The organism is Martinezella lusitana (genome assembly GCF_900094565.1).
Lineage (GTDB): Bacteria > Pseudomonadota > Alphaproteobacteria > Rhizobiales > Rhizobiaceae > Rhizobium > Rhizobium lusitanum.
Window position 1 is genome coordinate 26916 of sequence record NZ_FMAF01000014.1, and the last position, 14150, is coordinate 41065.

A 14150-nucleotide genomic window follows, 5' to 3' on the forward strand; every position below is an offset into this window, starting at 1 on the left:
CGTTGCTCGGTCGAACTGCGGGTTACGCGCTTTTCGTGGCCGTGTAGTAGCTGGCGTAGGCGACGCCGTTGTAGACCGCGCCCTTGAGCTTGGGAGACTGAACGTAGATCCGCTGGACGATCTGTGTGCGCGGGATGAAGTAGCCCTGATCGAGGATGTATTTCTGCAACTCGTCCAGGAGCGGTTTTCGGGTTTCGGTAGAACCAGCGCTGGCGATCTTGTCGCGCAGCTCGTTGAGCGTCTTGTCGCTCTCGTCGAGCGCAAACCAGTTCTCGCCGTTGTTGGCGTTTGTCAGGATACTGGCGACGGTGCCTGCGTCGATGAAGCTGCGCGTCACCTCGTAGGCAGGCACAGCCGGACCGCCGTATTTGACCTTCTGGCCGAATGTGACGACATCGTAGGCACGGATTGAGACTTTCCAGCCAATCTTGCTGAGTTGCTGGGCGATGAGTTCGTCGACCGATTTCGATGTTGCGAGGTAGGGGTTGGAATACAGCGTCAGCAACAGCGGCTCGCCATTCTTGGTGCGGATGCCGCCGGCACCCTTTATCCAGCCCGCCTCGTCGAGGAGCTTTTCGGCTCTATCGGGGTTATAGGCCAGCAGGTTGCTTTGGTCGGTCGCTCCCGGCACGTTGCTCTGGATGAAGGACGTCGCAAGCTTCCAGTCCGGCGTGTAGACGGTGTCGATGATTTCCTGGCGATTGATGCCGGCCTGGAGGGCCTGCCGTACCTTCACGTCATCGTATGGCGCAAGCTTGGTGTTGATCGCCCAGCCGTTCACGAAGCCAAGATAACGTGGCGTCGCGATGGTGAAGCCCTCTGCCTTGAGAGACTCCAACTCCTGTGGCGAGGCGTTGTAGGCGACGTCCGCCTGGCCGGACTGGACAGCGGCGACTCGCAGCGAGGGCTCGGACACCAGCTTATAGGTGATTGTGTCGAGATAGGCTGGACCGGTATGACCGACCGCCGCGGGACCCCAGTTGTAATCCTTGCGTTTGACCAGCTTGACGAAATCGCCTTCCTTCCAGGAATCGACCACGTAAGAGCCGCTGCCGGAGGTTTTGCTGAGGTCAGCCTGCTGCGCGGCCGGCTGCGCGATGGTCTTGGGGGAGATCAGGATGGAGCCGTGATAGCCGAGGGTCGGAATGAAGCCGAGCGCCGGCTTTTTGAAGAAGACCTTCACCGTGGTCGCGTCAACCGCCTCGGCATGGTCGTAGGTTTTGGGGAAGAGACCAATCGGGTTGATGCCCTCGTTCTTGCGGCCGGCATACCAGATGTCGAGGTTGGCGACGACGGCCGACGCATCGAGCGAAGTACCGTCGGAGAACGTCACGCCGGTCTTGAGATGGAGGGTGAACTCGGTAGCGCTGTCGTTCTGCTCCCACCGCTCGGCGATCCAGGGGCTGACATTGCCGTCGGCGTCGACGTAGAGAAGCTTGTCGGTCACGTGTCCCCAGATGTGGCCTTGAAAACTGGAGATCGCACTGTTGTTCGGGATCCAGGTATCGCCCAATGAGTCGATGAGGAAGGTGATGTCCCCGCCATTGGTCGGCTCGCCGGCACTTAGAGCCGGAGTGAGGCCTGCCATCGTCACCAGAGCGCCGGTTGCCACGGCGGAAGTGGTGATCAGCAGACGACGCCGAGAGAGGGACAACGAAAAAAGGCGTTCGGTCATGGAGAGATCCTGATGGTCGGGTTCTGAGAATTCGTGAAACAGAGCCTATGCAGGCAGACCTAAAGGAGAAAGACCAGTTGTTCTTTTTCTACTAATTTTATAGATTATTTTGTCCGATTTTCGCATGCGCAAGGGTCAGCTTTTTTCAGGGCGTGTCCGCGAGGGTGCTGCGGGTTCAAAACCCTCCTTGGCGTTCAGGGTCTCGGTACGGATCCTATTGGGATCGGTTTTGTACCTTGGGCCCGTCGAATATCCGCACCGGCGGCGCCTCGCCAACGAAGCGTTCGACCTCCACCCTTGTAAGCTGTCCGGTCGAGCCCTGAGCCAACTGCGAGGTCCCAACATCGTGGGTAAGGATGTTCGGATTGCCGTGAATGCACATTGCGTTGTCGGCGGTCGGGTCGTCCGGCTCGAACCATGCGCCTGTCGCCAACTGCATGACCCCCTTACGCACGTCCTCGCTTATCACCGCTGCGGCGAGGCAACTGCCGCGAGCGTTGAACAACCTTACGATCCCGCCATCCGCGATACCGCGCGCGGCCGCGTCGGCGGGGTTGATGCGAACCGGCTCCCGACCCTTGATTTTGGTGGAACGGCTGAAATCTCCATAGTCCAACTGGCTATGTAGCCGTGAATGTGGCTGGTTGCAGACCAGATGCAGAGGATAGCTCTCGTCCGCCTTGGTCTCCGCCCTGGGAGGATACCATCGCGGATGGCCTCGGCAGTCGTCGTAGCCGAAGCCCTCGATCGTCTGCGAAAAGATCTCGATCTTTCCGGATGGCGTCTGCAGCGGGGATCCGGACGGATCATTGCGAAAGGCGCGGGCCGGGCCGCCATCGTCGGGCTTGAGCGGCAGGCGAATTTCTCCGCGTTTCCAGAACACCTCGAAATCGGGAGCCTCGTGTCCACCGGCTGCTAGCGCCGAGCGCGTGGTCTCGAACAGGAAGGCGAGCCAATCCCGGCTGGTGCGGTTTTCGGTGAACTCTTCGAATTTTCCGAGACGGCGCGCTATCTCGGAGAAGATCTCATAATCGTCTCGCGCTTCCCCAACCGGCTCGATCAGCTTCTTCATCGCGATCATCAGAGGATCACGGTCCGCCGCGCCGATATCGTCACGCTCAAGCGTGGTGGTCGCAGGCAGCACGATATCCGCGTGACGCGCGGAGGACGTCCAGGCCGTCTCATGCACGATGATGGTCTCTGGTCTCTTGAACGCCGCGCGCAGCCTGTTGAGATCCTGATGGTGATGAAAGGGGTTGCCGCCCGCCCAATAGACGAGGCGGATATCGGGATAGCGCATCGCATGGCCGTTGTAATTGAATTCGTCGCCGGGATTGAGGAGCATGTCGGCGATACGGGCGACGGGAATGAAATCCGGCACCGGATTTTTGAACTGGCCAAGGGTCGGCAGTGGAACGGCAAGCTGGGCCTTGCCGATATTGCCCAACGCACCGAGGGAATAGGCGTAGCCGCCGCCCTCCAGTCCGATCTGCCCGAGCATTGCGGCCAGCACGATGCCCATCCACACAGGCTGCTCGCCATAGTCGGCGCGCTGGAGGGAATGGCTGACGGTGATCAGCGTCCTTGCGTGTGCCATGGCACGTGCGAGGTTCTTGATATCGTCGACGCCGATGCCGCAGATGCCCGCGGCCCATTCCGGGCTCTTTTCGACACCATCGGCCCGGCCGAGTAGATAATCCTCGAAACGCTCGTAACCGACCGTGTAGCGATCAAGAAATTCGCGGTCGTGCAATCCCTCACTGACGAGCGCATGCGCGATACCGAGCATCAGTGCGACATCTGTGCCTGGTATGATCGGCAGCCACTGCGCATTCAGCTCAGCGGGAAAATCGTCCCTCAACGGGCTGACGAGGACAAAACGCGCACCGCGCGCCCGCGCACCGTTGAGTGTCTGGCGTACGATATGCGCGCTGATGCCGCCGCCATGCACATCCGTGTTCTTGAGCGCCATTCCGCCGAAGGCGACGATCAGCTCGCTGCTCCGCTCGATGGCATCCCAGGTGACGCTCTTGCGGTCGAAATGGTCGTACGGCCCCAAGACATGCGGAATGATGACCATTGCAGCACCGGAGCTGTAAGTATTGACGGATCGCACATACCCGCCGAGCACATTCAAGAAGCGATGGATCTGGCTCTGTGCATGATGGAAGCGTCCCGCGCTCGACCAGCCGTAGGAACCGCCGAATATGGCCTGGGCTCCAAAGTCTCCGTAAACGCGCCGAAGCTCCTTCGCAACGAGGTCAAGCGCTTGTGGCCAGCTGACTTCCACATAATCATCCGCGCCGCGATCCTCAGCATTACCTTTCTTGCCATCAAGCCAGCCGCGTCTTACGGCCGGACGGCGTATGCGCGCGGGGCTATGGGCGACCGCCGGCAGATTGCCCAGCAAGGGGGAGGGATGCGGGTCGGCCGGATGGGCGCGGATTTCGAGCTTCCCGTCCTCGTAGCGGCCCGAAAAGGCGCCCCAATGGGAGCTATGGGTTCGAAACGAATTCATCTGCAAGCTCCATGCTATCAAGGCGTTTCAACAGGCCACCGATGTCACTCAGGCAGGACATACCGCACCATGATCCTGTTGATGGTGTCGACCTCATCGAGTTCGTCGCAGTTTTCCAAGCGAACCGGCCCAACCGAGATCTGGCGCTAGGGCAGGATACCGAAAGTGTGCGTGGTTTTGCGCGACATCCCGCCCTGACTTTTTGATTTGGAGACGGCCGGAGGATTTCGGTCAGGCCACCAGTTTTTCACCCGACAGATGGCGCTCCAGAAAGGGGAGGCTATCCTGCCCCCAATAGAGCTCGCCTTCATAGCGGAAGGTCGGAAGGCCGAAGACGCCCGCCTCCTTTGCAACTTCGCGATTGTTGCTCCAGAACTCGGAGATGTCGGGAAATGCCGCGCGAGCTTCGAGCGCCGCACCGTCAAACCCCGCACCATTGGCAATTGCCTTTCGCACATCGGCGTTGCCGATATCCGCACCGTTGCTCCAGAATGCTTGTTGCAGCGCCCGGGTGAGTGCGACCCAATCCATCCCTTCGAGCTGGGCTGCCAAAACAAGAAAGCCGGCAGGGGTTGGGTCAGTGAGCGCGGATCGATTGGTGAAGTCGAGTGTTTTGCCGCGAATTGCGGCCCAGCGCTGGAGATCCTTCACCCAATATGCGCGCCGCGCGTCCGGCCGTTCACGCGAGTAGATGGCTCCGTTTTCGACGATCAGCGGAATAAGGTAGGGGTGAACCTTGGCGCCGAACCGCGCCGCAAGGTCGATAAACGGATCGAGACCTATGTACGACCACGGCGATCCGATCCCGAAAAAATAGTCAATGGTTTTGGTCATAAGGTTTCTCTCCAGAGGAAATAGATTGGCCGGTAGCCATATCGAAGACGGACAGCGCGCAGTCACGCGCCACCAGAACGGCTTGGGGATCACGGCCGACGGCGACTGTCGCCAGCGCCCCTTCGTAAAGCAACGACATGTGGGCAGCACTCTGTTCCGTCGAACGCTTGGCAGCCGCCATGATGGCGCGGAAGATGTTGCGCACGGCATTCTTATGCTCGCGGGCGACAGATACGACGCGCTCGGAATCGCCGTGCTCGGCGACCGCCAAGGCAAATGCGCAGCCGCGGAACTCGGGACTATCGGCCTTTTCGAACAGGCGCTCGAAAATCAGGGCAATTTGGTCCCGCGGCAATAGCGTGGCGGTGGAAGTCACCTCTCTCAGCTGAAGGAGTACGCGCTCGTGACGCTCCTCGAGATAGGCTGCGACAAGATGATCCTTGGAGGGAAAGTGTCTGTAGAGCGTTGCTTTGGCGACGTTGGCCTCGTCGACGATACGGTCTATGCCCACGGCGCGGATGCCTTCCCTGTAGAAGAGGGCGCCAGCGGTGGTCAGGATATGCTCGGCTATTTTCATCGTGTTGGTCCGGATGCCTTCTCACGCAAAACCCCGGGATCCACCCGTCTGATGTGCTTTCGGTCTCGAATGGGTAAGGGTGGAGAAAGAAAGGTGGTTCTCGGCAAGCCGGCGCAGATTAGCGAAAGGAAGGAGCGCCGTGAAGCCACCTTGTCGTGCCGCCGATCCGGCAATCTCCTGGGCGGCACGGTTATAGGGCGTAACTATCCCATGCAGGCGTCCGAGAAGGACGATCTCTCCGTTTAGGTAGTCGACTTCGCTCGACGCGCCGCGCGTGAAACTCTGCCAGGTCGACTGCTGGCCGGCCCGAATGCCGGAGTTTTCGGCGATCTTCCAGTGCGCTGCGCTGACTGTACGCTCCGAGTGTGACGCGAAAGTATGGCCCGCCGCCTTGAGAACCGTCTCGGTCTCCTGGACAAGGGCCGCACTGAATGCTGCTCGCTCATCTTCGGCGCCGTCGAAGAGCTCCAGCACATTGCGTACATTGTGAAGAAGCTTCGCCGCTTTCCATCGCTGAATATCACTGGTCGTCTCGGCAATGTAGTCGGACCGGTCGAGATCCGCGACGAGTTTGGCAGCCGTCTCATCCGTTCCATGCGGATAACGGCCAATGGTGACGACGGCCACCTGGGGGTCGCCGCCGACTACGACCCGACCGGTCTCGGTGAACCGGGCAGGGGTCAGGATGCTGGCGCCGTAGACATTCGGAAAAAGTCTGAGAGCGGCTGCTTCCGCTGCCAGGCCATTTTGAAACGTGACGATTGGCAGATCGGATGCTGTCAGCTCCTGCGAATATTCGATTGCCCGCCAGGCCCAGAAGGCAAGAGCTTCCGCAACGTCCTGCGATTTCACCGTCAGCAGCAGGATATCGTCTTGCCGCAGTGATGGTGGCTGGGCAATATCGAAGGCTTTTAGCCGGATTTGCCGCGTCCCGGGGGGGCGCTGGTAGGCAAGGCCATGATCGATGATATGTCTTATCTGGGCACCACGGCCGACAAGGGCATAGTCGAGGCCCGAAAGCTCGAACTGCGCGGCAAGGCTGGCACCGACAGCGCCTGCTCCGATAATGATGTAGCGCGTCATGCTCGTCTTCCGGGAATGGCGTTCAGGAGTTCTCGTGTGTTTTCGATTTGCGGGGAGCCGGAGATTGAATCGGGAGTTTTTTCCTCGGTGAAGACGGGCTGTTTCTCCTCGTTTTTTCGGTTCCACAGGACGCATGATGAGCGCCCGAGGATCGAAACCGCGGTGTCTTCCTGGGGCGCGTGCACGAGAACCGATTGGACGTCGCGGAAATGCCGCTCGATTCCCAGATCACCGTTGAGGCCGGGATTGCCAAGCGTGCGAACGGCAAGTTGAACCGCGTCGCGTATGTTGCGCGCCGCAAGAAGGCGCGCCCTGATGAGAGCTTCCGGTTCATCCAGTGAATGGTCGAGCGCGTTGAACAGGATTTGTCTTGCTCCGCCCACGAGCAGGTCGATCTCGCCGGCCGCGGAAACGAACCTGTCCGTTCTTGCAATCGGAAAGCCGAGATTGGCGGGTATCCGTTCGTGACCGAAGCGGATGAACGCCTCCTGGGCAGCTTCTGCCGCTCCGAGATATATGGCGGTCAGCGCGACGGAAGCGGCGGCATGGGCACGATTGTCCTGCGCGCCAACGGAGACGTCGACCAGATCGACGACATCTTCAAGCGGCACCTCGACATCCTTGAACTCTACGTCGTGCGAGCCGCTGGCCCGCATTCCCAGGCTCTTCCAGTTCTCGATCACCTCGATGCCGGAAAGTTTCGATGGAACGACGAAAGTGCCGACCCGTTGCGGTGTTTCATCGGTGCGAGCCCAGACGAGGAAATGGGTCAGGCCGAGAGCACCCGTGACGAAACGTTTGCGACCGGAGATCGCCCACCCACTGGCGGTGCGGCGTGCCAATGTGTCGGGAAGTCCGCCGCGAGCGGGGGAGCCAAGGTCAGGCTCTACCCGCGCCGCGTTCAACAGGATCGGACGATCCCGGGCGTCTTCCAACAAACGTCGGTAAAGCGGCTCCGGCCACCGGCTGGCTGCCGCCTGCCCGAGATGAGTGAATATGGTCATCGCACTAATCAAGGCGACGGAAGGATCACCCCGGCCAAGCGCCGCAAGGATCCGTCCAACGTCGGCAATGCTCGCGCCCTTGCCCCCGAAGCGTGTCGCCACCGTGCTTTCGAGAAGACCGGCAGCATGAACAGCTTCAATGCCGGGCCAGGGAAAGGCGCTCGAGGCGTCCGCCGCGGGTGCTGCGGCGGCAAGCTTGCTGGTTACTTCCGCCAGATCGATGGTGCTATAAGACACTTTGCATTAGCCTCTTTGAAGCAGCGAGGAATGCCGTCGCGCGGCGCTCACCGCGCGATGGCTGATCTTTGCTGGCATAATCCGAGTGGTGTTTGTTGGTGCCTGTGACGACGGATCAGGCGACCGCTTGCTGCGGCGCCTCTCGCTCCGCCAGACCCGCCCTGACGAGTGGCAAGACATAGCGGCCGTAGTCGATGGCATCGTTCAGATTGTCATAACCGCGGATCGAAATCAGATCGGCGCCGAGATCGACATAGTCGAGGATCGAGTCCGCGATCGTTCTTGGCGAGCCGACCAAGGCAGTGGACGCACCGCGCGCATTCGTCGCCGTCACCGTCGGGTACCAAAGAGCCCGATCGTGCACATCGCCACGGGACGCAATTTCCAGAAGGCGCTGCGAGCCGACATTCTGCGGCGAAGGGGCGGTCGGCGGAACCTTGCCAAGACCTTTGGCACGATTTTCCTTCAGCAAGTCGAGTGTGCGATGAGCCTTGGCCCAGGCAAGCTCATCCGTTTCCGCAATAATTGGACGGAAGGTGACCCAGATCCTCGGGCGATCCTTACGTCCGACCCGTGCCGCTTCGGCGTAGACGCGATCGATTTGCTGCTTGGTCTCCGCCAGCGGTTCGCCCCACAGTCCGAAGATATCCGCAAGCTCGCCGCCGATGCGGTAGGCCTCGTCCGAGGACCCGCCGACTGACACCGGGATGGTGCCGTTGACCGGACGCACTCGGCTATGAAACTGCTTGAATTGATAATACCGCCCATCGAAGTCGAAAGGTTCGCTCGCCCCCCAGGCGCGACGCAGGATGCGGATATACTCCTCCTGCCGTTCATAGCGCTGATGTTTGTCGAGGAAATCGCCTTCCTTGGCCTGTTCCTCATCGCTCCCGCCGGCAATGAAATGGACAACCACGCGGCCGCCGCTGAGTTGATCGAGCGTCGCGAGCGATTTTGCCGCAACCGTCGGATAGATAGTATTCGGACGAAGAGCGATGATGATCTTGATGTTCTTCGTGTGCGCCGCGACAGTTGCACCAATGGTGAAGGGATCGAAAGACGCGGTATCATAGGGGATGAGGGTGTAGTTGAAGCCGTAATCGTCGAGCGAACGGGCATAGCGCGCGAGATATTGCGGATCGAGTGCGGGGTTCTCGAGAGGACTTATCTCGGTCGACGCGTTTGGAAACGTGATGCTGATGAATTCGGTCGGCATATGATTATCCCCATGTTTGGCTCATCGGATCGTGTGTGGATGCTAACGCGACCTCGCAGTCGCAGAAAGACAGGTCATTCTTTTTCTATAGAAATAGTAGAATTTTATCCTGCCTAGGCAGGGTTGATGAGTTGCGGGCAGCCTTGAGCAAGTCGATTTCAGACATCGGGATTCTGTCTCAACATCTCGTGCCGGTAGTTCCCGATCATACAACGCCCAGCCGGAGGGCACTGATGTGGAGACCGTCTGCCGGATGCAATGGCAAGGAGGTCCTCAATCGTATGTTGGCCTGTGCCCGCCCGAAATCTGTTGGCTGCAAGACGAAGGCGAAATGATCGGCGCCGTCAAAGACTGAATTGTGGTCAGCAATGGATCCGTGCACCAATGCTGTGGCAGTTTAGTGCCCAACGATTGGGAGGAAGGGCATAAGCCTTTTCAACGAAAGGCTTGCGAAAACGCTCTCGGTTGCCGTTGCGGATATAGCGCTGGGACGGGGACAGCAACGCCGCGATAACAGGCCCGATATCGTCGGGTACTCTGGCGCGCCCGAGAGCTTTCTGCGACGCGATGAAAGCATTCACCTCAGGTATGTTTCGTGTCCGAGCCGACCCAATTCGCTGCGCAGAGAGGCGGCGAAGGCGTCGAAAGAACCGACGTCAGCGGTATCAAGCGTACGGCGACCGCTTTCCGGCCGAGACCGCGGCTACCGCCGGTCACAAGAGTAATCTTGGGTGAGGAGTTTTGACTGGACATGATGGCTTTCTTTCCGATTTTTTGGAGAGAATAGCGATCATGCCGGCGTCGCCCATGACCCCGTTTATGTTCCGATTTTCCTGTCGATTTCAAATTGTTGCAGGGGATCTCAACGGGGTCGTTGTGCAGAACCGGTTCACACCGTGTGCGCATACGAGGTTGCCCTTATCCATGCGCGAAGTCTGCGGCATGCCGGCTAGGAACATGCGATCTCCATATGACCGCCCTAGAGTTGGCATTTAGGATCAATCATATCCTCCGCGGACCCGCCGTGGGATTTGTTTGCTCCGATTATTCTCGCCAGAATATAGAAGCCATGCTGCCCGTCCGGCAACGTGGAGCCAAAAACGCCAACGACCACGTTTTCCATATTTGAGCGGGCTCCATCAACACCGTCTGCGACAGCCGTCAACGGGTTCAAATTTGAGAGGTCATCGGCCGCATGGAATGTTGCCCACCAACCGGCATTGGTTCTCAAGTTTGTAAACCGGACACTTCCGATCTCTGCCGCATGGGTCTTCAGCAACGCGCGAAAGCGAGGTGTCTCGCATCCCATGTGTACATGAAGACGATCTTGTGTACGCCAACTGGCGGGGTTTATCGCTAGCGCAAAATCCTGCGGCGAAACCTTCCCTGCGCGCAGGCTTATTGCGGCTGTTCGCTCTTTCCACGCTGCGTCAAAATAGTTCGGCGCTCCCGCGGCCAGAAGGCGCGGGTCTTCGATACCGGGCACATCGGCTAGCGGCGCAAGAATGGTTCGCTCTTTGTCAGCCGGTTCGCGAAGAACGACGTAGGCGGACAATGGATCCTGCGCCTGAACTACTTTGAGGCACGGATATGGCGATCCCGTCAGGGTAGAGTTGATCTCGCAGGCTTCAACGACCAGCCCCAAGGCAGAGCGGCTGGCAAATGAGCTCATGATGATGACTGCAATAACGAGAGAAATAGAGAGAACGACAGGACGATATTTCATACGTGATTTCGAATTTCTGCTGATGAGCCAGTCATGTCCGAAGACATGGCTCACGATAGCCTATCTTGAATCCCTTGCGATAGACGCGGAAGAACCACGGACCGCCAGAATTCGGCGGAGATTTCCATTCCGCTGTCGAAACATTGATATTTCCAGAATCTTTGTCTGGCAAGGCAGGAAGGGGTCATTTGCAGGAGGGCGCGATTTACTAAGGAGCTGCACGGGCGATATCAGCAATGCCGGTTTGGATGATGGGACGCGGCGCATGCGCATTCGTCCGATCAGCTGTAAACGTCACCGTTTTCCGCGGGCTATGTCCTCGGCGAGATTGTGCAAATTCGCCGGGGCACAAAAGCCGCGAAGTGGTTGCAGAATCGGCTCCTGTGCAAACAAGGCTGTTGGCCTAAGCGGATTATAACCGACAAGCTTTGCTCGTGCGCCGCCGCAAAGCGAAAGGTGATGCCCAAGGTCGAACACTGCCACGGAAATAAGCGTGGCCTTTACAGCCGATCATGAATGAACCGAACAACGAAAAGCCCGTTGCCCGACTTGGCTACGGGGCTTTTCTTTGTGTCTTCGTCAGAGCGCGCCGTTCTTCGGCGGGATGACGTCGTTCAGGTGATAGTTGCCGACGACGTGGTATTTCCAGCGGACCGGGTCGTGCAGCGTATGGGTGCGGGCGTTGCGCCAGTGGCGGTCGAGATTGAGGTCCAGTTTGACCGATGCGGTCCCGGCAAGCTCGAACAGCGTGTTCGTCGCTTCGATGGCGATTTCCGTCGTCAGCACTTTGGCTGCCGCGACCGCCAGCGTTGCCTCCACGACCTTCTTTTCCGTGGTTTCGACCTGCGCCGCGTCGACCTTTCTGCCGGCGCGCTCGAGAGTTGCGGTTGCGGCCTCCAATCGAATGGCGATCTGTCCGATCCTGGCAATCGTCAGCGGATCGTCTGATGCGCGCTCGACGCCACTGTCCATCCAGGGGCGCGACTTGGTTCTCACGAAATCCAGCGTTTCGGCGAATGCGGCCCTGGCAATGCCGAGATCGATGCCGGCATGGATGATCTGGCCAACCGAGCCGATCGTCGTCGGCCGCTCGAAGCCTTTGTGATGGAAAACGGCACAGTCGGCATTGACGTAGACATTGTTGAGTACAGTGGTGCCGCTGCCGGTCGTACGCTGTCCGAAGCCGTCCCAGTCGTCGATGACGTCAACGCCCTCGGTGCCCTTCGGAACGAAGGCCATCACCAGCTTGTCGTTCTCGTCGAGCGCGAAGACCGTGACCCAATCGGCAAAGAGAACGCCTGTCGAATAGAATTTGCGCCCATTGATGCGGTAGCCCGGGCCGTCGCGGGTGATGCGGGTGTTATAATGTCCGACCGTCTTCGTGCCGCGTTCCGACAAGGCGTTGCCGAAGCGGTCGCCGGCCAGCACGCGGCCGAAAAAGTAACGCTTCTGCTCCTCCGAGCCGTCGACGCGCAATGCTTCCAGGATATAGAAATGGTTCTGCGGAATCTGGCCGATCGAGCCGTCGGCCTGCGCGAGGATAGCGGTGATCTCCGCCAGCACGGTATTCGAGACATCCAGTCCGCCATACTCTTCCGGAACCGTGATCGCCAGCAGTCCGGATTGCGACAGCGCATCCATCTCGGCAAAGGGAAGCTGCCTTTCGCTGTCGCGATCGGATGCCGTGGAGGCAAAACGCGCGGCAAGATCGCGAGCGACGGCCAGCGCCTGCTGCTCAGTCTCAAGCAACGTTGCCTGCGGATGCGTCGAGTTGAGATGGTGCAATTGCGCGTTCATAGGCCGACTCCGGTTTCATCGGCGCCACGATGCAGCATTCAAAGCCGGGCTTCGAGGAAAGGCATTTCGTTTTTGTGAAGGGGTCCGGTTCGTGTTTTCTTTATCTATAGAATAGATAGATAATAACTGCGTTCGGAGCAATGTCGCACATGCGCGTTAAGTGCGCCTGCCGGTCACAGGCGGCCCCTCCGCCAGTCGTCAAAACGGGCATGCGCCAGGGCAAGTGAGGCGACGAGCGGCGTGAAACTGTGAAAAGGTAGCGAGCGGGCGGGCTGAAGCGGGATCGGCAGGGACTCCGCTGCTTCGCCAAGTGCCAGTCTGGCAAGTACATGACCCAGCTGAGCCGTCATGGCGATCCCCCGACCGTTGCAGCCGATGCCGCCGAAGAAGCCGTCACCGAAACGATAAAGACGCGGCAGGAAGTCCGGCGTCATGATGGCAATGCCGGTCCAGACGACTTCGACGCCCGGATGGCGCGGCAGGCGGAGTTCGGACACAAGACGGTCGACAACGGCGCGACCGACCCGATCGAAGGCGCCTATCGGATTGATGGCCATGCCGCCACTGATCAGCCTGTTGTCACGATCCAGCCGGTAGGTGAAAAGGTTGGAACGCGTGTCGCCGACCGGGCGCCGATGCGGCGCGATACGGGCAACGGTCTCGGTGTCGAGCGGCTTGGTCGCCACCTGATAGACCCTGAGTGGCACGCCGGTGCGTCCTATGCGCGCCGCGACACCGCCGGTGAAGGCGTTGGTGGCGAGCAGAACGCTGTCTGCCTCGATTTCCCGATCCGCTAAAGCGACCTGCCAAGCCCGGCCATTTCGGACGATACTGTCGACCTTGCTATTCTCGCGGACGATGCCGCCACGCCTCGTCACGGCGCGCGCAAGACCGTAAATATAGTTCAGCGGATGAATGGTGCCGCCGGAGTGGTCGATCAATCCGCCGGAATAGATGTCCATTCCCGTTTCGGCATGGATATCGCGTGCCTGGAGGAATTCGACGGGGCGACCGAGTTCCGTCCAATCGCGAGCGCGCTGTCGCAGGACATCCGCCATGTCTTCGCCATAGGCTGGCTGCAGCCAACCGGTTTGCGCGGCATCACAGGCGATCTCTTCTTCGGCGATGGTCGCATAAACCTGGTCGGCTCCCGCTCCGACGAGCGATAGAAGAGCATCGGCCTCGTCGCGAGGCAGTTTCTGACGGACAGCGGCCGGGTCGGCCTTCGCAAAGTTGGGAACGACGAAGCCGGCATTCATGCCGCTTGCGCCGGCGCCGAGCTGTCCCGCTTCGAGAACGGTGACGGAGCGGCCGGCGCGGACAAGATGGAGTGCTGCCGTCAGGCCCGTGAAGCCGCCGCCGATCACGAGTACGTCGCAACGTGAAGGCACATCGTGAGCGAGGTCAGGAGCCGGGCCTGTCGTCAGCGTCCACAGCGTTGGGTTGATGGGGCGAGCAATATGGCTGGACATCGGCGAGCGTT

General features: G+C 59.7%; 10 protein-coding genes. All 10 read right to left on the minus strand.

Annotated features, from left to right (window positions below):
• Nucleotides 1-22 precede the first annotated feature (22 nt).
• Entirely contained in the window at nucleotides 23-1675 is a 1653-nt protein-coding gene (locus tag GA0061101_RS23815; protein WP_092575209.1) for an ABC transporter substrate-binding protein, read from the minus strand.
• Between the two features lie 214 nt (nucleotides 1676-1889).
• The gene (locus GA0061101_RS23820) at nucleotides 1890-4193 is read right to left on the minus strand and encodes a molybdopterin-dependent oxidoreductase (RefSeq protein WP_037197616.1); all 2304 of its coding nucleotides are present in this window, start codon (nucleotides 4191-4193) and stop codon (nucleotides 1890-1892) included.
• 231 nt (nucleotides 4194-4424) lie between these two features.
• A complete protein-coding gene (locus GA0061101_RS23825) occupies nucleotides 4425-5027 on the minus strand; it encodes a 2-hydroxychromene-2-carboxylate isomerase (RefSeq protein WP_037197617.1) in 603 nt (200 codons plus the stop codon).
• The gene (locus GA0061101_RS23830; RefSeq protein WP_037197618.1) at nucleotides 5011-5604 is read right to left on the minus strand and encodes a TetR/AcrR family transcriptional regulator; all 594 of its coding nucleotides are present in this window, start codon (nucleotides 5602-5604) and stop codon (nucleotides 5011-5013) included. The genes GA0061101_RS23825 and GA0061101_RS23830 overlap by 17 nt, the downstream gene beginning before the upstream one ends.
• Before the next feature lie 21 nt (nucleotides 5605-5625).
• Nucleotides 5626-6687: a ketopantoate reductase family protein gene (locus tag GA0061101_RS23835; RefSeq protein ID WP_037197620.1), complete on the minus strand. Its 1062-nt coding sequence runs from the start codon at nucleotides 6685-6687 to the stop codon at nucleotides 5626-5628.
• Nucleotides 6684-7928, minus strand: a complete 1245-nt coding sequence (locus GA0061101_RS23840; protein WP_037197621.1) for an acyl-CoA dehydrogenase family protein — start codon at nucleotides 7926-7928, stop codon at nucleotides 6684-6686. Before GA0061101_RS23840 ends, GA0061101_RS23835 begins: the two co-directional genes overlap by 4 nt.
• A 115-nt stretch (nucleotides 7929-8043) precedes the next feature.
• Nucleotides 8044-9144, minus strand: coding sequence for an LLM class flavin-dependent oxidoreductase (locus GA0061101_RS23845; protein WP_037197622.1), 1101 nt, complete (start codon nucleotides 9142-9144; stop codon nucleotides 8044-8046).
• A gap of 979 nt (nucleotides 9145-10123) precedes the next feature.
• Entirely contained in the window at nucleotides 10124-10924 is an 801-nt protein-coding gene (locus GA0061101_RS23850) for a CDP-diacylglycerol diphosphatase (protein WP_245297560.1), read from the minus strand.
• Between the two features lie 525 nt (nucleotides 10925-11449).
• Nucleotides 11450-12667 carry an SfnB family sulfur acquisition oxidoreductase gene (locus GA0061101_RS23860; protein WP_037197624.1) on the minus strand — a complete coding sequence of 406 codons (1218 nt, stop codon included), beginning with the start codon at nucleotides 12665-12667 and terminating at the stop codon, nucleotides 11450-11452.
• A 173-nt stretch (nucleotides 12668-12840) separates the two neighbouring features.
• The gene (locus tag GA0061101_RS23865; protein WP_037197625.1) at nucleotides 12841-14139 is read right to left on the minus strand and encodes an NAD(P)/FAD-dependent oxidoreductase; all 1299 of its coding nucleotides are present in this window, start codon (nucleotides 14137-14139) and stop codon (nucleotides 12841-12843) included.
• Between the last annotated feature and the right edge of the window lie 11 nt (nucleotides 14140-14150).